Origin of the sequence: Streptomyces sp. NPDC052079 (assembly GCF_040680275.1) — a bacterium.
GTDB lineage: Bacteria > Actinomycetota > Actinomycetes > Streptomycetales > Streptomycetaceae > Streptomyces.
In genome coordinates, this window is the sequence record NZ_JBFAWL010000017.1 from 75,976 (window position 1) to 100,294 (window position 24,319).

The 24,319-nt window shown below is 72.2% G+C and carries 21 protein-coding genes; 8 read left to right on the forward strand and 13 right to left on the reverse strand.

Going from position 1 to position 24,319, the window contains the following annotated elements; all coding sequences use genetic code 11:
* Positions 1-2 precede the first annotated feature (2 nt).
* The 6 genes from AB0L56_RS23085 to rsmI form a co-directional block, all read right to left on the reverse strand.
* On the reverse strand, positions 3-896 hold the full coding sequence (locus AB0L56_RS23085) for a 4-(cytidine 5'-diphospho)-2-C-methyl-D-erythritol kinase (protein WP_361027542.1): 894 nt from the start codon (positions 894-896) through the stop codon (positions 3-5).
* Positions 893-1,783 (reverse strand): 16S rRNA (adenine(1518)-N(6)/adenine(1519)-N(6))-dimethyltransferase RsmA, encoded by an 891-nt coding sequence (gene rsmA / locus AB0L56_RS23090; protein ID WP_361027545.1) that lies wholly within the window; start codon positions 1,781-1,783, stop codon positions 893-895. The genes AB0L56_RS23085 and rsmA overlap by 4 nt, the downstream gene beginning before the upstream one ends.
* A gap of 43 nt (positions 1,784-1,826) precedes the next feature.
* A complete protein-coding gene (locus AB0L56_RS23095; RefSeq protein ID WP_365425853.1) occupies positions 1,827-3,089 on the reverse strand; it encodes a ubiquitin-like domain-containing protein in 1,263 nt (420 codons plus the stop codon).
* A 107-nt stretch (positions 3,090-3,196) separates the two neighbouring features.
* Positions 3,197-4,108: a TatD family hydrolase gene (locus tag AB0L56_RS23100; protein ID WP_365425855.1), complete on the reverse strand. Its 912-nt coding sequence runs from the start codon at positions 4,106-4,108 to the stop codon at positions 3,197-3,199.
* 10 nt (positions 4,109-4,118) lie between these two features.
* Positions 4,119-4,472: a hypothetical protein gene (locus AB0L56_RS23105; protein WP_365425857.1), complete on the reverse strand. Its 354-nt coding sequence runs from the start codon at positions 4,470-4,472 to the stop codon at positions 4,119-4,121.
* Positions 4,473-4,691: 219 nt separating this feature from the next.
* Positions 4,692-5,567, reverse strand: a complete 876-nt coding sequence (gene rsmI / locus AB0L56_RS23110; RefSeq protein ID WP_361027557.1) for a 16S rRNA (cytidine(1402)-2'-O)-methyltransferase — start codon at positions 5,565-5,567, stop codon at positions 4,692-4,694.
* An 85-nt stretch (positions 5,568-5,652) separates the two neighbouring features.
* Here rsmI and AB0L56_RS23115 point away from each other — a divergent pair, with 85 nt between their 5' ends.
* From AB0L56_RS23115 to AB0L56_RS23125, 3 genes are all read left to right on the forward strand, one after another.
* On the forward strand, positions 5,653-7,398 hold the full coding sequence (locus tag AB0L56_RS23115; protein WP_365425859.1) for a phospholipid carrier-dependent glycosyltransferase: 1,746 nt from the start codon (positions 5,653-5,655) through the stop codon (positions 7,396-7,398).
* A gap of 209 nt (positions 7,399-7,607) precedes the next feature.
* Positions 7,608-9,248: a penicillin-binding transpeptidase domain-containing protein gene (locus AB0L56_RS23120; RefSeq protein WP_365425861.1), complete on the forward strand. Its 1,641-nt coding sequence runs from the start codon at positions 7,608-7,610 to the stop codon at positions 9,246-9,248.
* A 132-nt stretch (positions 9,249-9,380) separates the two neighbouring features.
* Entirely contained in the window at positions 9,381-11,051 is a 1,671-nt protein-coding gene (locus tag AB0L56_RS23125) for a penicillin-binding transpeptidase domain-containing protein (protein ID WP_365425863.1), read from the forward strand.
* Positions 11,052-11,064: 13 nt separating this feature from the next.
* Here AB0L56_RS23125 and AB0L56_RS23130 read toward each other — a convergent pair whose 3' ends face one another.
* Entirely contained in the window at positions 11,065-11,421 is a 357-nt protein-coding gene (locus AB0L56_RS23130; protein WP_361027569.1) for an SsgA family sporulation/cell division regulator, read from the reverse strand.
* Positions 11,422-11,630: 209 nt separating this feature from the next.
* Between AB0L56_RS23130 and AB0L56_RS23135 the strand changes: the two genes are divergently transcribed.
* The 4 genes from AB0L56_RS23135 to AB0L56_RS23150 all read left to right on the forward strand — a co-directional run bounded on the left by AB0L56_RS23135 (position 11,631) and on the right by AB0L56_RS23150 (position 15,744).
* Positions 11,631-12,725: an energy-coupling factor ABC transporter permease gene (locus AB0L56_RS23135; RefSeq protein WP_365425866.1), complete on the forward strand. Its 1,095-nt coding sequence runs from the start codon at positions 11,631-11,633 to the stop codon at positions 12,723-12,725.
* 1 nt (position 12,726) lies between these two features.
* Positions 12,727-13,488, forward strand: coding sequence for a cobalt ECF transporter T component CbiQ (cbiQ, locus tag AB0L56_RS23140; protein WP_365425868.1), 762 nt, complete (start codon positions 12,727-12,729; stop codon positions 13,486-13,488).
* 206 nt (positions 13,489-13,694) lie between these two features.
* Positions 13,695-14,453 carry an ABC transporter ATP-binding protein gene (locus AB0L56_RS23145; protein ID WP_365425870.1) on the forward strand — a complete coding sequence of 253 codons (759 nt, stop codon included), beginning with the start codon at positions 13,695-13,697 and terminating at the stop codon, positions 14,451-14,453.
* 124 nt (positions 14,454-14,577) lie between these two features.
* Positions 14,578-15,744, forward strand: coding sequence for a serine hydrolase domain-containing protein (locus tag AB0L56_RS23150; protein WP_365425872.1), 1,167 nt, complete (start codon positions 14,578-14,580; stop codon positions 15,742-15,744).
* Here the strand turns inward: AB0L56_RS23150 and AB0L56_RS23155 are convergent, their stop codons facing one another.
* The 5 genes from AB0L56_RS23155 to AB0L56_RS23175 all read right to left on the reverse strand — a co-directional run bounded on the left by AB0L56_RS23155 (position 15,745) and on the right by AB0L56_RS23175 (position 20,556).
* Positions 15,745-16,020, reverse strand: coding sequence for a DUF1876 domain-containing protein (locus tag AB0L56_RS23155; RefSeq protein ID WP_361027584.1), 276 nt, complete (start codon positions 16,018-16,020; stop codon positions 15,745-15,747).
* Positions 16,021-16,103: 83 nt separating this feature from the next.
* Positions 16,104-16,949 (reverse strand): EamA family transporter, encoded by an 846-nt coding sequence (locus tag AB0L56_RS23160; protein WP_365425874.1) that lies wholly within the window; start codon positions 16,947-16,949, stop codon positions 16,104-16,106.
* A complete protein-coding gene (locus AB0L56_RS23165; RefSeq protein WP_361027590.1) occupies positions 16,946-17,458 on the reverse strand; it encodes a YbaK/EbsC family protein in 513 nt (170 codons plus the stop codon). The genes AB0L56_RS23160 and AB0L56_RS23165 overlap by 4 nt, the downstream gene beginning before the upstream one ends.
* A 136-nt stretch (positions 17,459-17,594) precedes the next feature.
* Positions 17,595-19,808, reverse strand: a complete 2,214-nt coding sequence (locus AB0L56_RS23170; protein WP_365425973.1) for an MMPL family transporter — start codon at positions 19,806-19,808, stop codon at positions 17,595-17,597.
* Between the two features lie 145 nt (positions 19,809-19,953).
* Entirely contained in the window at positions 19,954-20,556 is a 603-nt protein-coding gene (locus AB0L56_RS23175) for a TetR/AcrR family transcriptional regulator (RefSeq protein WP_365425877.1), read from the reverse strand.
* Between the two features lie 198 nt (positions 20,557-20,754).
* Here AB0L56_RS23175 and AB0L56_RS23180 point away from each other — a divergent pair, with 198 nt between their 5' ends.
* The gene (locus AB0L56_RS23180; RefSeq protein ID WP_365425879.1) at positions 20,755-24,009 is read left to right on the forward strand and encodes a S41 family peptidase; all 3,255 of its coding nucleotides are present in this window, start codon (positions 20,755-20,757) and stop codon (positions 24,007-24,009) included.
* 130 nt (positions 24,010-24,139) lie between these two features.
* On the opposite strand, the gene AB0L56_RS23185 is transcribed toward AB0L56_RS23180, so the two are convergent.
* Positions 24,140-24,319 (reverse strand): hypothetical protein, encoded by a 180-nt coding sequence (locus AB0L56_RS23185; RefSeq protein WP_365425881.1) that lies wholly within the window; start codon positions 24,317-24,319, stop codon positions 24,140-24,142.

A 24,319-nucleotide genomic window follows, 5' to 3' on the forward strand; every position in this document is an offset into this window, starting at 1 on the left:
TCTCACACCACCGTCGCCCCCGGCACCGGCCCCGCCGCCGTACGCACCGTGCGGCAGGTGCCCGAGGCCCGCAGCGCACCCGCGATCCTCTCCGCCGCCTCCGCGTCCCGGGCCAGGAACGCCGTCGTCGGCCCCGACCCCGACACCAGCGAGGCCCGGGCCCCCGCCGCCCGTCCCGCCGCGAGCGTGTCCGACAGCTCCGGGAACAGCGACAGCGCCGCGGGCTGGAGGTCGTTGGAGACGGTGGCGGCGAGCGCGTCGACGTCTCCCTTGGCCAGGGCGTCGAGCAGTTCCCGCGAGGCCACGGGCTCGGGAATCTCCCGCCCCTCCGCCAGCCGGTCGAACTCCCGGAACACCGCCGGGGTCGACAGTCCCCGCGCGGCCATCGCGAACACCCAGTGGAAGCCGCCCCCCACCTCCAGTTCCGTCAGCCGCTCGCCCCGCCCGGTGCCCAGCGCCGCCCCTCCCACCAGGCTGAACGGCACATCGCTGCCGAGCTCGGCGCAGATGTCAAGGAGCTCCTCGCGCGAGGCACCCGTCCCCCACAGCGCGTCGCAGGCCAGCAGGGCCCCCGCGCCGTCCGCGCTGCCGCCCGCCATGCCGCCGGCGACGGGGATGTCCTTGGCGATGTGGAGGTGGACGCCGGCGCTACGGCCGTACCGCTCGGCGAGCGCGAGGGCGGCGCGGGCGGCGAGGTTGGTGCGGTCGAGCGGGACCTGGTCGGCGTCGGGGCCGGTGCAGGTCACCCGCAGCTCGTCGGACGGGGTGACGGTGACCTCGTCGTACAGGCCCACCGCCAGAAATACGTTGGCCAGGTCGTGGAAGCCGTCGGGGCGGGCCGCGCCGACCGCGAGCTGGACGTTGACCTTGGCGGGGACGCGGACGGTGACGCTCACTGCTGGCCCGGCTCCTTCTTCACGACGTGCTCGGCCTGCTCGGCGATGCGCGCGAACTCCTCGACGGTCAGCGACTCGCCGCGCGCCTGGGGCGACACCCCGGCGGCGACCAGCGCCGCCTCCGCCGCGGCCGCCGAGCCCGCCCATCCGGCGAGCGCGGCCCGCAGCGTCTTGCGGCGCTGGGCGAAGGCGGCGTCCACGACGGCGAACACCTCGCGCCGCGTCGCGCCGGTCTTCAGCGGCTCCGCGCGGCGGACCAGCGAGACCAGCCCGCTGTCGACGTTCGGGGCGGGCCAGAAGACGTTCCGCCCGATGGCACCCGCCCGTTTGACCTCCGCGTACCAGTTGGCCTTGACCGAGGGCACGCCGTACACCTTCGAGCCGGGTGCGGCGGCCAGCCGGTCGGCGACCTCGGACTGGACCATGACGAGGGTGCGTTCGATGCTCGGAAAGGTTTCGAGCATGTGCAGCAGCACCGGGACGGCCACGTTGTAGGGGAGGTTCGCGACGAGCGCGGTCGGTGCGGGGCCCGGCAGCTCGGTGACGTGCATCGCGTCGGAGTGGACCAACGCGAACCGGTCGGCTTTTTCGGGCATCCGGGCGGCGACGGTCGCGGGCAGCGCGGCGGCGAGGACGTCGTCGATCTCGACGGCGGTGACCCGGTCGGCGGCCTCCAGCAGCGCCAGGGTGAGCGAGCCCAGTCCCGGGCCGACCTCGACGACCACGTCGTCGGGGCGTACCTGCGCGGTACGGACGATACGGCGCACCGTGTTGGCGTCGATGACGAAGTTCTGGCCGCGCTGTTTGGTGGGCCGTACGCCGAGGGCGGCCGCCAGTTCACGGATGTCGGCGGGGCCCAGGAGGGCGTCGGGGGTGGGGCTGGTCACGGGACAAGGGTACGGGGCGGGACCGGCCGCCCAGGTCACCCGGTCACCCCCGCAGTCTGCTCCCGCAGTGCGGCCAGGCGCCGGCGCCGCTGCGGACGTAGAGCTTCTTCGCGCGGTACGTCTGCTCCGCCGCCGGCGCGTCCTGGGGCCGTCCGCCGCCGCCGAGGATCCGCCAGGTCGGGGTGTCGAACTGGTACAGCCCGCCGTATGTGCCCGAGGGGTCCACCGCGTCGGGCCGTCCGCCGGACTCGCACTGGGCCAGCCCGCTCCAGTTCAGCCCGTCCGCTGCCGCCGGTACCGACGCCGGCGGGATCCCGGTCCCGACCCGTACCTGCTGCGGGCGCGGCTCACGCACCACCTCGGACCGCAGCGGCCGCGGCCTCTGCCGGACCCCGTTGATCGTCCGCTGCGCGGAGGTGAGGCGGCGCAGCCCCGGCCGCCCCGGCCGGTCGACGACCTTCGTGCCCCGGGCCAGCGCGGGGTCCTCGACGCGTACTTCGGAGAAGGGGATCACTTCGTCCCGTACGACGGTGTCGTCGGTGATCCGCAGCACGGTGACGGTCTGGCCGTCGCGGGGGAAGCTGCCGGGGGCGACGGAGGTGGTGTCCCGGCCGCGCAGGGTCACCCCGGCCTGCGCCACGGCCTCGCGCACGGTCGCCGCGTCGGTGCGGACGGTGCGGGCCCGTCCGTCCGCCAGGACCGTCACCGAGCGCTCGGTACGGACGTCCAGAGCGAGCCCCTCGCGCGGGATGCGCCGGGAGAGGGGGGTCGACACGTACGCGCCTTGCACGCGCACGCCCCGTTCCCTGAGCAAGGCCTCCACGGTGTGCGCCGTCGTCCACACCTCGTGCCGCCGGCCGTCGAGGGTCAGCAGCACCGGGCGGGCGTGGCGTACCTCGATCGCGACGCCGTCGCGGAGCGCCGTGCCGGGTGCGGGCGTGATCGCGTCGTGGGCCCCCGTCGGCACGCCCTCTTCGGCGAGCAGTCCGGTGACGTCGTCGGCGAAGGTGTGCAGGGTGCGGGTCCGGCCGTCGACGTTCAGCTCGACGGCCTTGTCCTTGGCGACGAAGGCGCTGGTGCCGCCGGCGAGGAACGCCACGACGAGCGCCTGCGGCAGCAGTCGGCGCATGCCGTCCGCCCGCTCGGCGTACCGTCCCCGGCGCCGGTGCGCGGACCGCCGGGCCGGTGCGGGGCCGGGGGTGCGGCGGGGAAGGGCGGGGACGGTCTCCGCCTCGTGCAGATCACCGCAGACGTCATGGGCCGGGCACGTCTTCTCGTACGTCTCGAACCGCAGGGGGGTGCTCACGCCGACACGCTCCAGGGTGGCCGCGGGGTCCCGATCGGGCTCCCAGAACCTAGCCGAGCGTCGATCACTCTCCCAAGCGACACGACTACGGAACGTACACCCGCCCGTCAGTATCCGAAGGCCCGGGCCGTGTTCGCCCCGAGGGCCGTGGCCAGGGTGTCCTCGTCGATGCCCCGTACGGCCGCCATGGCACGCACCGTGACCGGCACCAGGTAGGGGGCGTTGGGGCGGCCGCGGTGGGGCACCGGGGCCAGGAACGGCGCGTCGGTCTCCACGAGGACCAGTTCCAGCGGGGCGACGGCGAGCGCGTCCCGCAGGTTCTGCGCGTTCTTGAAGGTGACGTTGCCGGCGAACGACATGTAGTACCCGGCGCTCGCGCAGATCTCCGCCATCGCGGCGTCCCCCGAGTAGCAGTGGAAGACGGTGCGCTCGGGCGCGCCCTCCTCCTTGAGCACGCGCAGGACGTCGGCGTGGGCGTCGCGGTCGTGGATCACGAGGGTCTTGCCGTGCCGCTTGGCGATCTCTATGTGGGCGCGGAAGGACCGCTCCTGCGCCTCCTTGCCCTCGGGCCCGGTGCGGAAGTAGTCCAGGCCCGTCTCACCGACGCCCTTGACCTGGGGCAGCGCGGCCAGCCGGTCGATCTCGGCGAGGGCCTCGTCCAGCGCGGCGTCCCCGCCCGGCTCGCGGGCGCCTTGCCGGGACCACCCTCCCCCAGCCCCAGGGGGCTGGGAGGTGCCCCCAGGGTCGCCGTGGACGATCCGCGGGGCCTCGTTGGGGTGCAGGGCGACCGTCGCGTGGACCGCGTCGTACGCCGCCGCGGTGTCCGCGGCCCACCGGGACCCCTTGAGGTCGCAGCCGACCTGCACCACGGTCGTCACGCCCACCGACGCGGCCTTGGCGAGGGCCTCCTCGACCGTGCCGGACTGCATGTCGAGGTGGGTGTGGGAGTCCGCGACCGGCACCCGCAGGGGCTCCGGGAGCGGCGGCGCGGCGTTCTTGTCGGGGGCGTTGGCAGGCATGCCCCCGATCCTACGGAAGCGGCGCGGGCCGCTCGGGCTCCCAGGGCGCCTCGACGGGCCCGGCGGCCGGTACCCGGCGGTCGCGGTGTGCGGCGTCACGGGCGGAGGCGACCCGGCCCGGGCGCAGGATCCGCACGAGGTGACCGTCGCAGCTGCCGCATGTGGGCCGGTTGAGCGGGGAGGGGACGATCCGGCCGTCCGCCACGTACAGCACGAACTCGTGGCCGTCGGCGTCGGTGTGGTGCTCTATCTCGTACGTCTGTTCCCAGCCGTACCCGCAGCGCATACAGGCGAACGAGTACGCCTCGTCGACCACGGCGGTGGCCCCCGCACGCAACCCGCCGAGCTCAGAGATCTCCGTCATGCCGGCTCCTGTCGCTCCACTGACGGAACGGACCCGCATCCGTCCTCACCGTCCAGTGGACTCCCCGGCGACCGAGAGTGCACGGCGGGTTACCGACAATTGGCGCCGATTTGGCCGTGGATTGCCAAAGTGCCCCAACCCCTTTGCCAACGCCGGACTTCACGCCCCCAGGGACGCGACCGGCCCTCCCCCACCGTGATGCCGGGACGCACCGCACCCCTAACGGCGCTCAGCGGAACCGGAACCGGAACCACCAGCCGTCTTGGCGGCAACGACGGCGTCGAAAACCTGCCGTTTCGGCAGCCCCGCCTCCACCGCCACCGCGGCGATCGCCTCCTTGCGCCGCTCCCCGGCCTCCTCCCGCACCCGCACCCTGCGCACCAGCTCCGCGGCGTCGACCTCCTCCGGGCCCTGCTCCGGCGCGCCCTCGACCACCACGGTGATCTCCCCGCGCACGCCCTCCGCCGCCCACGCGGCCAGCTCGGCCAGCGGGCCGCGCCGGACCTCCTCGTAGGTCTTGGTGAGCTCGCGGCAGACGGCGGCCCGGCGCTCCGCCCCGAAGACGTCTGCCATAGCGGCGAGGGTGTCGCCGAGCCGGTGCGGGGCCTCGAAATAGACGAGGGTGCGCCGCTCCCCGGCGACCTCGCGCAGCCGTCCCCGCCGTTCCCCGGCCTTGCGGGGCAGGAACCCCTCGAAGCAGAAGCGGTCCACGGGCAGCCCGGACAGGGCGAGCGCGGTGAGCACGGCAGAGGGTCCGGGCACCGCGGTGACCTTGACGTCCCGCTCGACGGCCGCGGCGACCAGCCGGTACCCGGGGTCGGACACGGACGGCATCCCGGCGTCGGTGACCAGCAGCACCCGCGCGCCGCCCGCCAGCTCCTCGACCAGTTCGGGCGTACGGGCGGACTCGTTGCCCTCGAAGTACGACACGACCCGTCCCTTGGGCGTGACGCCGAGCGCCTGGGTCAGCCGACGCAGCCGGCGCGTGTCCTCGGCGGCGACGATGTCGGCGCCGGCGAGTTCCTCGGCGAGCCGGGGCGGGGCGTCGGAGATGTCGCCGATGGGGGTGCCTGCGAGTACGAGGGTTCCGGTCACGGCCCCATCCTCCCAGTAACGGACAGAGGCGGGGCATACCGGCCATGCGCGGGACTCTCACAGCGCGGTTCCCTACGATGGCGCGGTGACCAGTACCGCGTCCTCCACGGACATCCGGCAGGAGCAGTCGCCGCTCGAGCAGCAGCAGACGTGGCAGCAGCGGCTGCGCCGTTTCGGCTACCGGGCGTCGGGCCCCCGAGGCGATGTGCGTGACCGCCTGGTGCCGCCGTACACCGAGCCGTCGGGCCGGCTGTGGGCGACGCTGGGCGTGCCGCCGCAGCTCGCGCAGCGCATCACGCGCTGGTCGGCGTGGGGCGGTCCGCTGCTGGTCACGCTGCTGGCCGGGGTGCTGCGGTTCTGGAACCTGGGCAGCCCCAAGAAGGTGATATTCGACGAGACGTACTACGCCAAGGACGCGTGGGCGCTGGTCCACCGCGGGTTCGAGGTCAACTGGGACAAGGAGGCCAACCGGCTGATCCTGGACTCGGGCGGCAACGTCCCGATCCCCACGGACGCCGCGTATGTGGTGCATCCGCCGGTCGGCAAGTACGTCATCGGGCTGGGCGAGCTGATCTTCGGCTTCGACCCGTTCGGCTGGCGGTTCATGACGGCGCTGCTGGGCACGCTGTCGGTCCTGATGCTGTGCCGGATCGGGCGGCGGCTGTTCCGGTCCACGTTCCTGGGCTGTCTCGCGGGCGCGCTGATGGCGGTGGACGGGCTGCACTTCGTGATGAGCCGGACCGCGCTGCTCGACGGCGTGCTGATGTTCTTCGTGCTGGCGGCGTTCGGCTGTCTGCTGGTCGACCGGGACCGGGCGCGGGAGAAACTGGCCGCCGCGCTGCCCGTGGACGCCGAGGGCCGCGCCCGGCCGGACGCATACGTCGCCGAGACCACCCGGATCGGCTTCCGGCCGTGGCGGCTGGCGGCGGGCCTGATGCTGGGCCTGGCGATCGGCACCAAGTGGAACGCGCTGTACATCATGGCCGCGTTCTGTGTGATGGCGGTGCTGTGGGACGTCGGCGCGCGCAGGGTCGCGGGCGCCCGGCGGCCCCGGACCGCGGTGCTGAAGCGGGACCTGGGCTGGGCGTTCCTGTCGACCGTGCCGGTGGCGGTGGTCACCTACTTCGCCTCCTGGATCGGCTGGATCCTCTCCCCGTCCGACGGCACCGGCGGCTACTACCGCGACTGGGCGGTCAAGGACGGCCGCAGCAGCGACTGGTCCTGGCTGTTCCCGGACTGGTGGCGCAGCCTGTGGCACTACGAGCACCAGGTCTACGACTTCCACGTCGGCCTGTCCTCGCCACACACCTACGAGTCCAACCCCTGGAGCTGGATCGTCACCGGCCGCCCGGTGTCGTACTTCTACGAGTCCCCGGCCCCCGGCGTGAACGGCTGCCCGGCCGACGCGGGCGAGAAGTGCGCCCAGGAGGTCCTGGCGATCGGCACGCCCCTGCTGTGGTGGGTGGGCTGCTTCGCCCTGCTCTACGTCCTGTGGCGCTGGTTCTTCCGCCGCGACTGGCGCGCGGGCGCCATCGCCTGCGGCATCGCGGCCGGCTACCTCCCGTGGTTCCTCTACCAGGAACGCACGATCTTCTTCTTCTACGCCGTCGTCTTCGTCCCCTTCCTCTGCCTGGCCGTCGCCATGCTCCTGGGCGCACTGGTCGGCCCACCCCGCTCCACCGACACCCGCCGGGTGGCCGGCGCCGCAGCAGCAGGCGTCCTCACCCTCCTGATCGCCTGGAACTTCATCTACTTCTGGCCCCTGTTCACCGGCACCCCCATCCCCATCGACGACTGGCGGTCGCGGATGTGGCTGGACACGTGGGTCTAGCCGGACGGGTCGTCCTTCGGCGCGTCGGCGCAGCGGTGTGTCGAGGACACCGGTCGGGGCCAGTAACCGCGCATCGGGGGCGGTCTCTCTTCGGACAACAAACGGAAACGGACGTCCCGGTTGGCACCCGCACCGCATAGGGTGCTCCGGGTCGGGCTTTCTGAACGCGTTCAGAAGGCGTGGGGTTCGACGGGGGAGGGGATGGCCCGATGGGCAAGGGGGTCAAGGTCGCCGTCATCGGCGGTGTGTTCGCGGTGATGGTGGGTGGGGCCGGGTACGGGGCCTACAACATCGTGTCGGCCGTGAGCGGGGGCGGCGGGGGCGGCGCGTCGGAGACGAAGAAGGCCGGGCCGCCGGACCGGGACGAGGTCAGGAAGACGGCCGAGGCGTTCTTCGCCGCCTGGGAGAAGGGCGCGGCGGACCGGGCGGCGTCGTACACGAACAACGCGCAGGAGGCCGGCGCGCTGCTGTCCGGGTACGGCGAGGAGGCGCATATCGGCGAGGTCGGGATCACGCCCGGGACGGCCACCGGCACCACCGTCCCGTTCACCGTGCAGGCGACCGTCAGTTATGAAGGGAAGTCGAAGACGCTCAGCTACGAGAGCGAGCTGACCGTCGTCCGCGGGAAGACCACCGGGCGGGCCCTGGTCGACTGGGAGCCGTCCGTCGTGCACCCGGACCTGAAGGACGGCGACACCCTGGTCACCGAGGAGTCCGCGCAGCCGCCCATCGAGGCCGTGGACCGTGACGGCACGGTGCTGACGAAGGAGAAGTACCCCTCCCTGGGGCCGATCCTGGACACCCTGCGCCAGAAGTACGGCGCGAAGGCGGGCGGCACCCCGGGTGTCGAGCTGGTGGTCCGGCACGCGGAGGACGCCTCGGGCGAGGCCGCCGCCGACACCTCGCTGCTGACCCTCGCCGAGGGCGAGCCGGGCACGCTGCGGACCACGCTCAGCGCCGGAGTGCAGGCGGCGGCGGAGAAGGCGGTGAAGGGGTTCGCCGAGTCCTCGGTGGTGGCCGTGAAGCCGAGCACCGGTGAGGTGCTGGCGGTGGCCAACCACCGCGCGGACGGGTTCAACGCGGCCTTCCAGGGCAAGGTCGCCCCCGGCTCCACCATGAAGATCATCACGGCCGCGATGCTGATAGACAACGGCGTGACCTCGATGAACGGTCCGGCGCCCTGTCCGGCCAGCGCCGTGTGGCGGAGCCAGACCTTCAAGAACATCACCGGTATGACGCCGAACGAGGGCGCGACGCTCGCCAACAGCTTCCTGCGTTCCTGCAACACCGCCTTCGTCAAGCTCGTCGACGAGCCGCCGCTGACCACGCAGTCCCTCACCCGGGAGGCGCAGGAGCGGTTCGGGCTCGGCCGGGACGACTGGAAGACCGGCATCGTCTCCTTCGACGGCAGTGTGCCCGCCGTCGACGGCCAGGACCAGGCGGCGAACGCCATCGGCCAGGGGCAGGTGCAGATGAACCCGCTGAACGTGGCCTCCGTAACGGCCACCGCCATCACCGGCACCTTCCGCCAGCCGTATCTGGTCTCCCCGGACCTCGACGGGCGGCAGCTGGCGCAGGCCAAGGGGCTGCCGTCGGGCACCGCGGCGCAGCTGAGGCAGATGATGCGGCTGACCGCCACGCAGGGAACGGCACGGCAGGCCATGGCGGGCCTCGGCGGTGACATCGGCGCGAAGACCGGGTCGGCCGAGGTCGACGGCAATGCCGCGTCGGACAGCTGGTTCACCGGCTTCCGCAACGACATCGCGGCGGCGGCCATGGCCCAGCAGGGCGGGCACGGCGGCGACGCGGCCGGTCCGATTGTCGCAGCCGTGCTACGAGCCGGAGGCTGATCGCGCCACGTTCCGGGCGGGACTCTAGGGTGGTGGCCGTCGCGGTCGCACATCCGGCGCCATGAGGCCATGAGCGCCACGAGAGCCACACGGGTAACGGGGAGCCCGGCAGGCAGCGGAGGAACGGACAGAGTGGGGAACAGAGCGCGCGCCGGTGAGCGGCGGAAGACCAGGCCCGTCGTGCTGGGCGGAGTGATCGCCGTGGTCGTGGGCGGTGCCGGGTTCGGCGCCTACGCGCTGTACGGGGGCGGCGCCGCCGCGGAGGACGGCAGCGGATCCGCCTCCACCCGGGCGGAGGCCGTGAAGACCGGTCCGCTGTCCGCGGAGGAGGTCACCACCGCGGCCGAGCGTTTCCTCACCGCCTGGGGTGCGGGCAAGGTGGACGAGGCCGCCGCCGCCACCGACGACCCGAAGGCCGCGGCCGCCCTGCTGAAGGCGTACGCCAAGGACGCCCGCATCAAGAACCTCACCCTCACTCCGGCCGCCCCCGCCGGCGGGGAGGTCCCCTTCTCCGTCAAGGGCACGGTGTCGTACGAGGAGGCCGGCAAGCCGCTGGCGTACGACAGTGCGCTGACCGTGGTGCGGCGGGCCGGGGACGGCGCGCCGCGGATCGACTGGCAGCCGTCCGTCGTGCATCCGGACCTCAAGGAGGGCGACAAGCTGGTCACCGGCGAGGCGGGCACCCCGCCGGTCGAGGCGCTCGACCGGGACGGCGGTGAGCTGACCGCCGAGAAGTACCCGTCCCTCGGGTCGGTGCTGGACGGGCTGCGGGAGAAGTACGGCGAGAAGGCGGGCGGCGAGGCCGGCGTCGAGTTGCGGATCGTGCGCGGCAAGGAGTCGAAGAAGGCGAAGCTGTCCGACAAGACCCTCCTGGAGCTGAGCGAGGGCACGCCCGGCACGGTGCAGACCACGCTGAGCCCGTCGCTCCAGGCCGCCGCCGAGAAGCAGGTCGCGGCGAAGAAGCGGGCGTCGGTGGTGGTGCTGCGCCCGTCGACGGGCGAGATCCTCGCTGTGGCGAACTCCTCGCGCAACTTCAACACCGCGTTCCAGGGTTCGCTGGCCCCCGGCTCCACGATGAAGGTGATCACCGCCTCGATGCTGATCGAGAAGGGGCTCGCCTCGATGGACGAGAAGCACCCGTGCCCGAAGTACTTCAGCTACGGCGGCTGGAAGTTCCAGAACGACAACAAGTTCGAGATCAAGGACGGCACGTTCAAGGCGAGCTTCGCCCGGTCCTGCAACACGGCCTTCATCAGCCAGGCGCCCGAGCTGAAGAACGACGATCTGACCAAGCAGGCCCAGCAGGTGTTCGGGCTCGGGATGAACAACTGGCAGGTCGGCGTGCCGACCTTCGACGGGGCGGTGCCGGTGCAGTCGGCGGCGCCGATGGGCGCCTCCCTGATCGGACAGGGCGGGGTGCGGATGAACCCGCTGAACATGGCGTCGGTGTCGGCGACGGTCAAGGCGGGCGTCTTCCACCAGCCGTACCTGGTCTCGCCGGAGGTCGACGGGCGGTCGCTGGCGAAGGCCTCGCGCACGCTGTCCGCCGACACGCTGGCGCAGCTGCGGGAGCTGATGTCGTACACCGCCTCCTCCGGCACGGCGGCGGAGGCGATGGCCGGGGTGAGCGGTGACCGGGGCGCGAAGACCGGGTCGGCCGAGGTGGACGGGCAGAAGAAGCCAAACGGCTGGTTCACCGCGTACCGCGGCGATCTGGCGGCCGCCGGTGTGGTGCAGGCGGCCGGGCACGGCGGCTCGACGGCCGGGCCGATGGTGGCGGCGCTGCTGAAGGCCGGCGGCTAGCCGGGCGCAGGGCTCAGTGCGGGACGGGTTCCGCGGTGGCCGCGTACGTCTGCCGCAGGAACCGCGTCAGGTCCTTCGTCTCGAACTCCACCACCGACACGCCCTCAGCGGTGTGGAACTCGATGACGGCCTGGACGCGGCCGCACGGCCACACCCGTATCTCGTCCCTGCCCGCCGGGGCGAGTAGACCCTGCTCCAGCAGTTCCCGGGCGACGGCCCATTCGTGGGGCGGGGCGCCCGGAAGCGCCATGTGGACGCGGCGGGGATCCGCTTCGGGGTCGTAGCGCAGCACCACGGGTACGGCGCCGCGGTCGTCCTCCAGGACGTCGGTGACGATGTGGGCTCGCGCGTACTGCTCGACTACGGACATCGGTGGGCCCCTTACGCTGCGATCCATCGGCATCTAAGGCATGTAAGCCGTCCAAGCCGTGTAGGCCGTATACCCACCCCGCGTTCCATGGTGCACCGATTCCGGAATCCGCGCTTCCGAGCGGCGAATCTCACATATGAGGGGTGCGGAGAGCAAGACGAAGCACTCGCTCTTGCGAAGTGTTTGCAATAGGCCGCATCATCGAGTCCGTGCACGCACCTGACGGATTCATCAACGCCCCTGTGTCCGCCGCGGCCGGAGTCATCGCCGCCGGCGCGATCGCCGTGAGCCTGCGCGGCGCGCGACGCGAGTTGGGGGGCACCTCCGGCTCGAGCGCGGCCGGAAGTGCGGGAGAGCGCACCGCGCCGCTGGCCGGACTGGTCGCGGCGTTCATCTTCGCCGTGCAGATGCTGAACTTCCCCGTCGCGGCGGGAACCAGCGGCCATCTGCTCGGCGGCGCCCTCGCCGCGATCCTCGTCGGCCCCTACACCGGTGTCCTGTGTGTCTCGGTCGTCCTGCTGATGCAGGCCGTCCTCTTCGCCGACGGCGGGCTGACCGCGCTCGGCGTGAACATCACCACCATGGCGATCACCACGACGATCGTCGCGTACGCGCTCTTCCGCGGCCTGGTGAAGCTGCTGCCGCGTACCCGCCGCTCGGTGACCGCCGCGTCCTTCGCCGCCGCGCTGATCTCCGTCCCGGCCTCCGCGATCGTCTTCACGCTGCTCTACGCCGTCGGCGGCACCACCGATGTCTCGCTCGGCAAGGTCGCCACCGCCATGGTGGGCGTGCACCTCCTCATCGGCATCGGCGAGGCCGTGATCACCGCGCTGACCGTCGGCGCCGTCGTCGCCGTGCGCCCGGACCTGGTGCACGGGGCACGCGGGCTGCGGCAGAAGCTGAAGCTGCGGGTGAACGGCGAACTGGTCGACGCCCCCGACACCCCCACCGCGGAACCCGTCGCCGCCCGCTCCCGGCGCACCGTCTGGATCACCGGGCTGGTCACCTCGCTGCTCCTCGCCGGGTTCGTCAGCTTCTACGCCTCCGCGAACCCCGACGGCCTGGAGAAGGTCGCCACCGACCACGGCATCGACAAGAAGGCGGAGGAGCACGCACTCGACGGCTCCCCGCTGGCCGACTACGGCGTCGAGGACGTCGACGACGCCCGCCTCTCCGGCGGCCTCGCGGGCGTGATCGGCGTCGGCGTGACGGTCGTCGCGGGCAGCGGCGTGTTCTGGGCGGTCCGCAGGCGGCGCACCGGCGAGGAGGCCGAGGCCGCCGCCCCCACCGGCACGAGCGTCTGACGTGGGAGCGGGTCACGCGCACAAGCTCTACCGGCACGGTCACTCCCCCGTGCACGCCCTGCCGCCGCACACCAAACTCGCCGCGGTCCTCGCCTTCGTGGTCGTCGTGGTGTCCACCCCGCGCGAGGCGATATGGGCGTTCGCGGTGTACGCCGCGCTGCTCGCCCTTGTCGCGTACGCCGCCCGGGTGCCGGCCGGGTTCCTGCTCAAACGGCTGCTGATCGAGGTCCCGTTCGTCGCCTTCGCCGTGCTGCTGCCGTTCGTGGCGGAGGGCGAGCGCGTCGATGTCCTCGGGCTGTCGCTGAGCGCCGGTGGACTGTGGGGCGCCTGGAACGTCCTGGCCAAGGGCACCCTGGGCGTCGCCGCCTCGGTCCTCCTCGCCGCCACCACCGAGCTGCGCGAACTGCTCCTGGGTCTCCAGCGGCTGAGGCTCCCGCCGCTGCTGGTGCAGATCGCCTCCTTCATGGTCCGCTACGGCGACGTCATCACCGACGAGATGCGCCGGATGCGGATCGCCCGTGAGTCCCGCGGCTTCGAGGCACGCGGGATACGGCACTGGGGCGTGCTCGCCAAGTCCGCGGGCGCGCTGTTCATCCGCTCCTACGAACGCGGCGAGCGGGTGCACCTGGCCATGGTGAGCCGCGGCTACGCCGGTTCCATGCCGGTGATCGACGAGGTGACCGCGTCCCGGGCGCAGTGGTCGTACGCTTTACTGCTCCCGGGCGCGGCTCTCGTCGTGTGCTTGCTGGGATGGACCCTTTGAATCCTCCCCCTTGGGTCATAAGGGGGATTCCTGGCTCACGCTGCACGGCTGCCCAGCGGGCAACCGAGACTGACACGATCGACACCAGCCGGGTTGAAACCAGCCCGGTTGACAGCAGTGACACAGAGGTGGTGCAAGCTTGGCTCTCGCATGCACCGGCCGTTGACAACAATAACCACCCGCAAGCTGGGAAGTGGGCGTTTCCTGTGACACCGTCCCTGCAGGTCTCCGGCCTCGCCTTCGCCTACCCCGACGGCCACCAGGCCCTGTTCGGCGTGGACTTCTCCATCGCGCGCGGCGAGAGGGTCGCGCTGCTCGGCCCGAACGGTGCCGGCAAGACCACCCTCGTCCTCCACCTCAACGGCATCCTGAGCGGCGGCACCGGCACGGTGACGGTGGCCGGCCTCGAGGTCGGCAGGCGGCACATGGCCGAGGTCCGGCGCCGGGTCGGCATCGTCTTCCAGGACCCGGACGACCAGCTCTTCATGCCGACGGTGCGCGAGGACGTGGCGTTCGGGCCGGCGGCGGCCGGGCTCAAGGGGCCCGAACTGGAGGAGCGGGTGGACCGGGCGCTGGGCCGGGTCGGCATGGCGGAGTTCAAGGACCGGCCGCCGCACCATCTCTCCTTCGGCCAGCGGCGCCGGGTGGCCGTGGCGACCGTGCTCGCGATGGAGCCGGAGATCCTGGTCCTGGACGAGCCGTCCTCCAACCTGGACCCCGCCTCCCGCCGCGAACTCGCCGACATCCTGCGCTCCCTGGACGTCACCGTGCTGATGGTCACCCACGACCTGCCGTACGCCCTGGAGCTGTGCCCGCGCTCGCTGGTCCTCAGCGACGGCGTGATCGCGGCGGACGGATCCACGCGGGACCTCCTCGCCGACGACGCACTGATGCGCGCCCACCGCCTGGAACTGCCGTACGGCTTCGATCCCCGCTCGGTACCGGCCGCACCCGGCCGTTCATAACGATCGCGCGTGACCGGCCGCGCCCAGGAATCGCAGGCGTACGGGCACTGTTGCACCGCATGTCACAGGTGAACGGCTGTCACAGGTGAACGGCGCAAGGCGAGTGGGAAGGACCGACAGGAACGTGGACGTCGACGTGCACGGCACAGTGGCCGGAGGCTTCGAGCCGGTCCGGGAGGCGTTCGCCCGGAACTTCGAGGCGCTCGGGGAACGGGGCGCGGCCGTCGCCGTGTACCGGGACGGGCGCAGGGTCGTCGACCTGTGGGCCGGGGTGAAGGACATCGACGGCACCGAACCGTGGCGGCGGGACACCGCGCAGGTCGTGCGCTCGGCGACCAAGGGCGTCGCCGCCGCCGTACTCCTGCTGCTGCACCAGCGCGGCGAGCTGGACCTGGACGCGCCGGTCGGCCAGTACTGGCCGGAGTTCAAGGCGCATGGCAAGGAGCGGCTGCTGGTCCGGCACATACTGAACCACCGCGCCGGACTCCCGGTCCTCGACCGGCCGCTCACCCCATCGGAGGCGGCCGATCCGCTCCTGGCCGCCGAGGCGGTCGCCGCCCAGGCCCCCGTGTGGGAGCCGGGCACGGACCACGGCTATCACGCGCTGACCTACGGCTGGCTGCTCGACGAACTGGTGCGGCGCCTCACCGGCCGGGGCTCCGGCGAGTGGATCGCGGCGGAGATCGCCGGTCCGCTGGGCCTGGACCTGTGGGTGGGGCTGCCCCAGGCGCAGGCCCACCGCGTCGGCACGGTCGGCCGGATCGAGGGGCCCGAGCCGGCCGGGACGCTGCGCGCCCGTCCCAAGCGCTCGGTCACCGACGCCCACGCCGACCCGTCCTCCCTCACCCGCCGCGCCTTCGCCGCGATCACCCCCTTCCCGGACCAGAACGACCCGGCGTTCCGCGCGGCGGCCCTGCCCGCCGCCAACGGGGTCGCGACGGCGGACGGACTGGCCCGCTTCTACGCGTCACTCATCGGCCCCGTCGACGGCGTCCGCCTCCTCGACGGGGCCACCGTCGAACGCGCCCGCGCCGAGGAGTCGGCGGGCCCGGACCGGGTGCTGGTCGTCGGCACCCGCTTCGGACTCGGCTACATGCTGCACGGCAGCGCCTCCCCCTTCCTGGCCCCGGGCTCCTTCGGCCACCCCGGCCGCGGCGGCTCCCTCGGCTTCGCCGACCCGGAGTCGGGCGTCGCCTTCGGTTACGTCACCAACGGCTTTCGCAGGACGGTGACGGCGGACCCGAGGGCCCAGGCGCTGATACGGGCGGTACGGCGGTCGTTGGCCGCCTGATCAGGCGTGGATCGGGTGCGAGGTCCGCCCCGACGCGTCGTCGATCTCGCGGTGCGCCTTGGTCAGCATCTGCATGGCGAGTTCGTTCAGTGCCCGAGCGCCGGCGATCTCCTCTCCGACCCGTGGCTGATTTGCGTCGGTGTGGTGGCGGCTGGCGTGCCCGTTGGCCCGTATCTCGGTCCCGTCGGGCAGCCGGACCATCGCGACCGCGCGGGTGTGCTGGTCGTCCTCCATGAACTCCAGCTCCACATGCCATCCCACTGCGGTGTGCATCATGACGTTCACCTCCGGAATTCCTAGTTCCAGGGTGCCCCTCCCACCGCCGCCCTGCACCCGCCTGTACGACGGCGACACGCCCTTCATCCGGCGCGCAGCATCAGCCCGATGCCGACCACCAGCAGCCCGGCCGCCGCGATGCGCGGCGCACCGAACCGCTCCTTGAAGAACAGCGCGCCGATGGCGGCGCCCACGATGATCGACGACTCCCGCAGGGCCGCGACGGGGGCGAGCGGCGCCCGGGTCTGGGCCCACAGGACGAGGGCGTACGCGGCGACGGACAGCGCGGCGCCGAGCAGGCCGAGCCGGGCGTGCGGCCGCAGCCGGGCGCCCGTCTCCCGCCCCCAGCGGTACAGGGCGTAGAGGGGGATCACCGTGCCCTGGACGGCAATCAACCAGGCGATGTACCCGAACGACGAGCCGGAGGCGCGTACGCCGAGCCCGTCGACGACCGTGTACACGGCGATGGTCAGGCCGGTCGCCAGCGCCGCCCCGATCGCCGCCCAGTCGGGCCGGTGTCCGCGCAGGCCCCACAGGGCGACGCCGGTCAGCCCGGCGCAGGACAGGGCGATCCCGGCGGCGGCCCAGCCGTCGGGCACCTCGTGCGCGAACACGGCGGCCAGCACGGTGACGACCAGGGGGGCGCTGCCGCGGGCGAGGGGATACGCCTGCCCGAAGTCGCCCAGCCGGAAGGACTTCATCAGCAGCGCGTAGTACGCCATGTGAATCGCGGCCGAGCACAGCAGGTACGGCCAGGCCCCGGCCGCCGGGAACGGCACGAACGGCACCGCGGCCAGCCCGATCAGCAGCCCGCCGCCGGAGATCAGGGTGAACCCGACGAGCTTGTCGGTGATGCGGTGCGCGATGGCGTTCCAGCCGGCGTGGGTGACCGCGGCGAGCAGCACGGCCGCGGTGACCAGCGGTGTCACGAAGTCCGCTCACGCACGTCCACGACGGTGGCTTCGGCGTGAGTGACGAGGTCCTTGGGCGCCATGGGGAACACGGCGTGCGGATTGCCCGCGGCCGCCCACACCACGTCGTGCTCCAGCAGCGACCGGTCGGCGAGCACGCGCGTGCGCGTACGGTGCCCGAAGGGGGGCACGCCGCCGATGGCGTACCCGGTGGTCTCCCGTACGACGTCGGCCTTGGCCCGCGTCACCTTCCCGGCGCCGAGTTCCCTGCGGACCAGCTCCACGTCGACGCGGGAGGAGCCGTCCATCAGCACCAGCACGGGCACCCCGTCCGCCGCGAAGATCAGCGACTTGCAGATCTGGCTGAGCTCGCACCCGACCGCGGCGGCGGCCTCGGCAGCGGTACGGGTCGCGTCGGGGAAGCGGCGGACCTGCGGGATCACGTCACCGAGACCCAGTTCCCGGAGGGCTTCTGCGAATCGGGGGTGGGCTCCGGAGCTCTGGGCGTCAGGGGTGGCTGTCGTCATGCGGGGCACGCTAGCGGTCGTTGCAGAGGCCACGCGAGCGCATTGCGGAGTGGGAGGAGGGGGACAGAGGGAAGCCGGTGAGGGCGTCCCGTCCGCACGGAGCCCTCACCGGCTGGTACTGCGGTCGTTGAGGCCGTCAGGCCTTCACGAGTTGCCGGTCCTCGTCCTTGTTGCCGGTGTCGTGCGCCGCCAGGCCCTCGCCCTCGACGTCCACGTTGGGCAGGGCGCGGTCCAGCCACTTCGGTAGCCACCAGGCCTTCGTGCCGAGCAGGGCCAGTACGGCCGGGACGATCGCCATGCGGACGACGAACGCGTCGAAGAGGACGGCGACCGCGAGACCGAAGCCGATCATCTTGACCATCGAGTCGCTGGAGCCGATGAAGCCGGAGAAGACCGCGATCATGATCACCGCGGCGGCGGTCACCACCCGGGCGCTGTACTGGAAGCCGGTCACGACGGCCTGCCCTGGCTTCTCGCCATGGACGTAGGCCTCCCGGATCCGGGTCACGAGGAACACCTCGTAGTCCATGGCCAGTCCGAAGACCACGCCGACCATGAAGATCGGCATCATCGACATGATCGGACCGGTCTCCTCCACGCCCATCAGGCCGGACAGCCAGCCCCACTGGTAGACCGCGACGACCGCGCCGAGGGCCGCGAGCACGGAGAGCAGGAAGCCGAGGGCCGCCTTCAGCGGGACCAGGATCGAGCGGAACACGACGATCAGCAGCAGGAAGGCCAGGCCGACCACCAGGACCAGGTACGGGACCAGGGCGTCGTTGAGCTTCTGCGAGACGTCGATGTTCATCGCCGTGGCGCCGGTGACCAGGACGTCGGCCTCGCCGTCGGCGACGAAGTCGGTGCCTGCGGCGTCGCGGATGTCGTGGACCAGGTCCTCGGTGGTCACCGACGAGGGCTTGGACTCGGGGATCACGGTGATCGTCGCCGTGTCGCCGGCCTTGTTGGGCTGCGCGGGGCTGACGTTCACGACGTTGTCGAGGCCCTTGATGTCCTCGCCGACCCCCTTGAAGACCGTCTGCGGGTCACCGGCGCCCTTGGCGTCGACCACGACCACCAGCGGGCCGTTGAAGCCGGGGCCGAAACCCTCGGAGAGCAGGTCGTAGGCGCGGCGCTGGGTCGTGGACACCGGCTGCGAGCCGTCGTCGGGCAGGCCCAGTTCCAGTGATGCGGCCGGGACGGCGGCGGCGCCCAGGCCGATCACGCCGAGCAGCAGCACGGCCAGGGGACGGCGGACGACGAAGCTCGCCCAGCGGGTGCCCATGTTCCGGCGCTGCGGCTTCTTCACGGCGCGGCCTCCGCCGAGCAGCTTGCTCTTCTCGCCCGCGGGGCGGACCCGGCGGCCGGCGTAGCCGAGCAGGGCGGGGATCAGGGTGAGGGCGATCAGCACCGCGATGACGACGGTGCCGGCGGCGGCGATGCCCATCTTGGTCAACATCGGGATGTTGACGACCGACAGGCCCACCAGGGCGATGACGACGGTCAGACCGGCGAAGACCACGGCGGAGCCCGCCGTGCCGACGGCCCGGCCGGCGGCCTCATCGCGTGCGCGGCCCTCGGCCAGTTCGGCCCGGTAGCGGGAGACGACGAACAGCGCGTAGTCGATGCCGACGGCGAGGCCGATCATCGAGGCCAGGATGGAGGTGGTGGAGCCCAGGTCGAGGGTGCTAGCGAGCGCGGTGATGCTCGACACGCCGATGCCGACGCCGACGATCGCGGTGAGCAGCGGCAGCCCGGCGGCGAGCAGCGAGCCGAGGGTGATGACCAGGACGACCGCGGCGACGCCGATGCCGATGATCTCCGCGGATCCGGTCTCCGGGACGGCCTGGAGGGCGTCGCCGCCGATCTCGACGGTCAGGCCCGCCTCGCGGGCGTCCTCCGCGGCGGCCTTCAGGGCCTCGCGGGAGGACTCCTCCAGTTCCATGCCGGAGACGTCGTAGGTCACCGAGGCGTAGGCGATGGTGCCGTCCTGGCTGACCCCGCCGCCCTGGTACGGGTCGGTGACACGGGCGACCTCGGAGCCGCCGGAGAGTTCGCCGACGGTCTTCTCGACGGTCGCCTTGTGGCCGGCGTCGGTCATCTTCTCGCCGGACGGTGCCTTGAAGACGACGCGTGCTGTCGCCCCGTCGGCGCTGGAACCGGGGAAGCGTTCCTCGAGCAGGTCGAAGGCCTTCTGGGCCTCGGTGCCGGGAATGGAGAAGGAGGAGTTGCCGGCCGCCGGGGCGCCGGCCGCGCCGATGCCCGCGAGCGCCAGCAGCGCCACCCAGATGAGGGCTACGAAATGCCGTCGCCGGAAGGCGAGACGGCCGAGTCGATAGAGGAAAGTGGCCACGAGGGCGTACTCCCGGTCAGGTCGTGGTTGCTTCGGGGCAGGGGTGATCAGCCCGACGACGATGGGGGTACCGCCCATGCCCTTAAGGCAATGGGGGGGTGACGTCAAGTGGTGGCTGACTTCTGGTGGCTGACCTCGGGGACGGTCAGTGATGAGGCGGCACGCCGAGGGCGGGGAGTACCACGGCGTCGATGTACGAAAGGAGGAACTCCTGTGTGGGCGGCCGGTCGTCGATCAGCGTCCGTGTGGCGAACGCGCCGACGAGCATGTGCACCACGTAGTCCAGCGCGGGGTTGTCGGGGCTGATCTCGCCGCGGTCGACCGCCCGCCGGACGATCCGGTGGAACTCCTCGATCTCCGGTTCGACCAGAAGTTCCTTGAACGCCTGGCGGAGATCGTCGTTCTGGTGCACCGCCATGGCCAGGGCCCGCATCAAAGCGACGTTCTGCGCCATGACGCAGTCGTCCTCGCGCCCGATGATGGTGTGCAGGTCGCCCCGCAGGGTTCCGGTGTCGATGTCGGCGATGCCGCCCGGCTTCTGGCTGCGCATCGCCCTCACCACCAGCTCGGCCTTGCCGCCCCACTGGCGGTAGAGAGTGGCCTTGCTGGACCGGGTGCGGGCGGCCACGGCGTCCATGGTGACGGCGTCGTAGCCGACCTCGCGGAGCAGATCGAGCACGGCCCGGTACAGCTCGGCCTCGCGCTCGGGGGTGATCCGGCTGCGGCGTGCCATCGGGACTTCGCTCATCCCTCCCACCCTTCCACTCCGGCGTTCACGGCGCCAGGAGAACGACACCGTTTCGTACAGGACGAAGGTAGCCCACCCCGCTAACGAAACGAAACTGTTTCGTTCGTGTTCTGCGTCACGGTTGTCGGTTCCGTATAAGTTGCCGCGGTCCGTCCCCATAAGTTGCTGCGGTCCGTCCCCCGGAAAAGCATGGGAAAGGTGACCTACCTGCGTCTGCCGCACCTCAAGGACGACCTGCTGTGCTTCGTGGCCGAGGACGACCTCTGGCTCGCCCCGCTCGACGGCCACGGCCGCGCCTGGCGGCTCACCGTGGACCGCACCAAACTCGGCCACCCCCGCTTCTCCCCCGACGGCCGGCACATCGCGTACACGAGCTGGCTCAGCCTCGACCCCGAGGTGCACCTGATGCCGGTGGACGGCGGACCCGGACGGCGCCTCACCTACTGGGGCAGCTCGGACACCCGGGTCTGCGGCTGGGCACCCCCCGACGAGAACGGCCACGCCCACATCCTCGCCGTCGCCTCGCACGGCGAGCCCTTCTCCTACTTCACCTGGGCCTACAAGCTCGCCCTCGACGGCAGTCCCGGCCGCAAGCTGCCCTGGGGCCCGGTGTCCGACATCCAGGTCGCCGACATCGCCGGTGAACGGAAGTCGTTGCTGCTCACCGGCACCCCGCCGCATGAACCGGCCGCCTGGAAGCGCTACCGGGGCGGCGCCATGGGCAGGCTGTGGCTGCATGGGCAGCGGCTGCTGGAAGGCCTCGACGGCCATCTGCACTCCCCCATGTTCGTCGGCGGGCGCATCGCCTTCCTCTCCGACCACGAGGGCGTCGGCAACCTGTACTCGTGCGCGTACGACGGCTCCGACCTGCGCCGCCACACCGACCACGACGCCTTCTACGCCCGGCACGCCTCCAGCGACGGCACCCGGGTCGTCTACCAGTGCGCCGGCGATCTCTGGCTCGTGGAGGACCTGTCCCCCGACTCCGTCCCGCGCCGGCTCGATGTCACGCTGAGCGGGCCGCGGGCCGGGCGGCGCCCCTACCAGGTGCCGGCCGCACGGCACCTGGACGGCATCTCCGTCGACGAGACCGGCCGGGCCAGCGCCGTCGTCGTACGCGGCAGCCTGCACTGGCTCACCCACCGCGACGGCCCGGCCCGCACCCTCACCGACACCCCGGGCGTACGGGTGCGGCTGCCGGAGATGCTCCGCCCCGGCGACCAGGTGGCGTATGTGACGGACGCCGAGGGCGACGACGCCATCGAGATCGCCTCGCTGCCCCGCGCGACCGGTCAGCGCGAGCCCCGGCGGCTCGCCCAGGGGAGACTGGGCCGGGTGCTGGAGATGGTGGCCGACCCGGCGGGAGAGCGGCTGGCCGTCGCCGCGCACGACGGACGGCTGCTGCTGGTCTCAACCGGCGAGGAGGACCAGGGCGAGGTCACCGAGCTGATCCACTCCGGCAACGGTCCCGTGCGCGACCTCGCCTTCTCCCCCGACGGGGCCTGGCTGGCCTGGTCGCATCCCAACATCGGACGGTCGCTGCGGCTGATCAAACTCGCCCGGATCAAGGACCGGCTGGTCCTCGACGTCACCAACGGCCGCTTCGAGGACGAGAACCCCGTCTTCACCCGGGACGGCCGCTATCTCGCCTTCCTGTCCTGGCGCGGCTTCGACCCGGTGTACGACGTGCACACCGGCGATCTGTCCTTCCCGCTGGGCTGCCGCCCCTACCTGGTGCCGCTGTCGTCGGCCACCCCGTCCCCGTTCGCCCTCAACCCCGAGGGACGCCCGGCGGCCGGCGGCCTGGACCCGGTCGAGCGCGAGGACGCCGAGGAGGGCGCCGAATCCGGCACGGTGACCGTCGAGGCGGAGGGCCTGGAGAGCAGGGTCACCCCGTTCCCGGTGACCGCCTCCAAGTACTCGGGGCTGTACCCGGTCGCGGGCGGCGGTGTGGTGTGGCTGCGCTGGCCCATCTCCGGCGCGCTCGGCGAGACCTTCGTCAACCCCAACGACACCAGCGGCCGGCCCGCCCTGGAACACTTCGACATCGGGAAGGCGAAGAGGTCCGAACTCGTCGCGGACCTGGACTTCTTCGCGGTCAGCGGCGACGGCACCCGGCTGGTCGTGGTCGACGAGGGCGAACTGCGGGCGGTCCCCGCCACCGAGCCCGGCGACAGCGACACGACCGTGTGGATCGACGCCCGCCGCATCCTGCACGAGGCCGACCCGGCGGCCGAGTGGCGCCAGGCGTACGCGGAGGCGGGCCGGCTGATCCGCGCCTACTTCTGGGAGCCCGGCATGTGCGGCATCGACTGGGACGGGGTCCTCGACCAGTACCGCCCGCTGGTCGAACGCGTCGCCTCTCCCGACGAGTTCGCGGACCTGCTGCGGGAGGTGCTCGGCGAACTCGGCACCTCCCACGCCTATGTCGCCGCCGCCCGCCGCAACGAGGGCCCTGCGCACTACCAGCGCCGCCAGGGCCTCCTCGGCGCCAACTTCGTTCCCCGCGAGGAGGGCTGGACGGTCAAACGGATCCTGCCCGGCGACTCCTCCGACTCCCGGGCCCGCTCCCCGCTGGCCGGCACCGGCATCCGCGAGGGAGCCGTCCTCACCCACGTCGACGGCCGCCCCGTGGACCCGGTCAGGGGCCCCTATCCGCTGCTCGCCGGCGCGGGCGGTACGACGGTGGAGCTGACGTTCATGCCGGCGGAGGGCGGGGGAACGCCCCGGCGAGTCGCCGTCGTCCCGCTGATCGACGAGACCCCGCTGCGCTACCAGGACTGGGTGGCCAAACGCCGCGCCGTGGTCCGGGAGTTGAGCAGCGGCCGCTGCGGCTATCTGCACATCCCCGACATGGGCGGCTCCGGCTGGGCCCAGTTCAACCGGGACGTGCGCATGGAGATGTCCCGGCCCTCGCTGATCGTGGACGTGCGCGGCAACGCCGGCGGCCACATCAGCGAACTCGTCGTCGAGAAGCTGACCCGCACCATCATCGGCTGGGACGTCACCCGCCACGCCCAGCCCGTGTCGTACGCCTCCGACGCCCCGCGCGGGCCGCTCGTGGCGCTGACGGACGAGGCGACCAGCTCCGACGGCGACATGATCACCGCCGCGTTCAAACTGCTGGAGCTGGGCCCGGTGGTGGGCCAGCGCACCTGGGGCGGAGTCGTCGGCATGACGGGCCGGCACCGGCTCGGGGACGGCACGGTGATCACGGTGCCGATGAACGCGGCATGGTTCGAGGCGTACGGCTGGTCCGTGGAGAACAAGGGCGTCGAGCCCGACGTGGAGGCGCTGCGCACCCCGCTGGACTGGGCCGAGGGCCGGTACGCGGTCCTCGACGACGCCGTGCGGATCGCCCTGGAGCTGCTGGAGACCCACCCCCCGGCCACGCCGCCCTCGTACCGCGACGTCCCCGACCGCTCCCGGCCGAAGCTGCCGCCGCGCGGCTGAGCGGGGCCGTGCGACGTGAGAAGGGGTGCCCCCTTCGCCAGGGGCACCCCTTCTCCGCTTCAGTGCGCGACGCTTCAGTGCGCGACCTTGAGTGCGCGACCTTCGGTGCGCGACGCTTCAGTGCGGGACGTCAGACCTCGTAGTCCTGGTCGAAGCGCTCCTCGGACTCGCGCTGGCGGCGCTGCTCGTCCATGTCCTCGTCACGCCGGCGACCGCGGTTCTGCATCTGCTCCTTGCCCTGCTGGGCACGCTGCTTGGCCTGCTGCTGGGACTGCTCGGACTTCTGCTGGGCCTGGTCTTTCATTCCCAT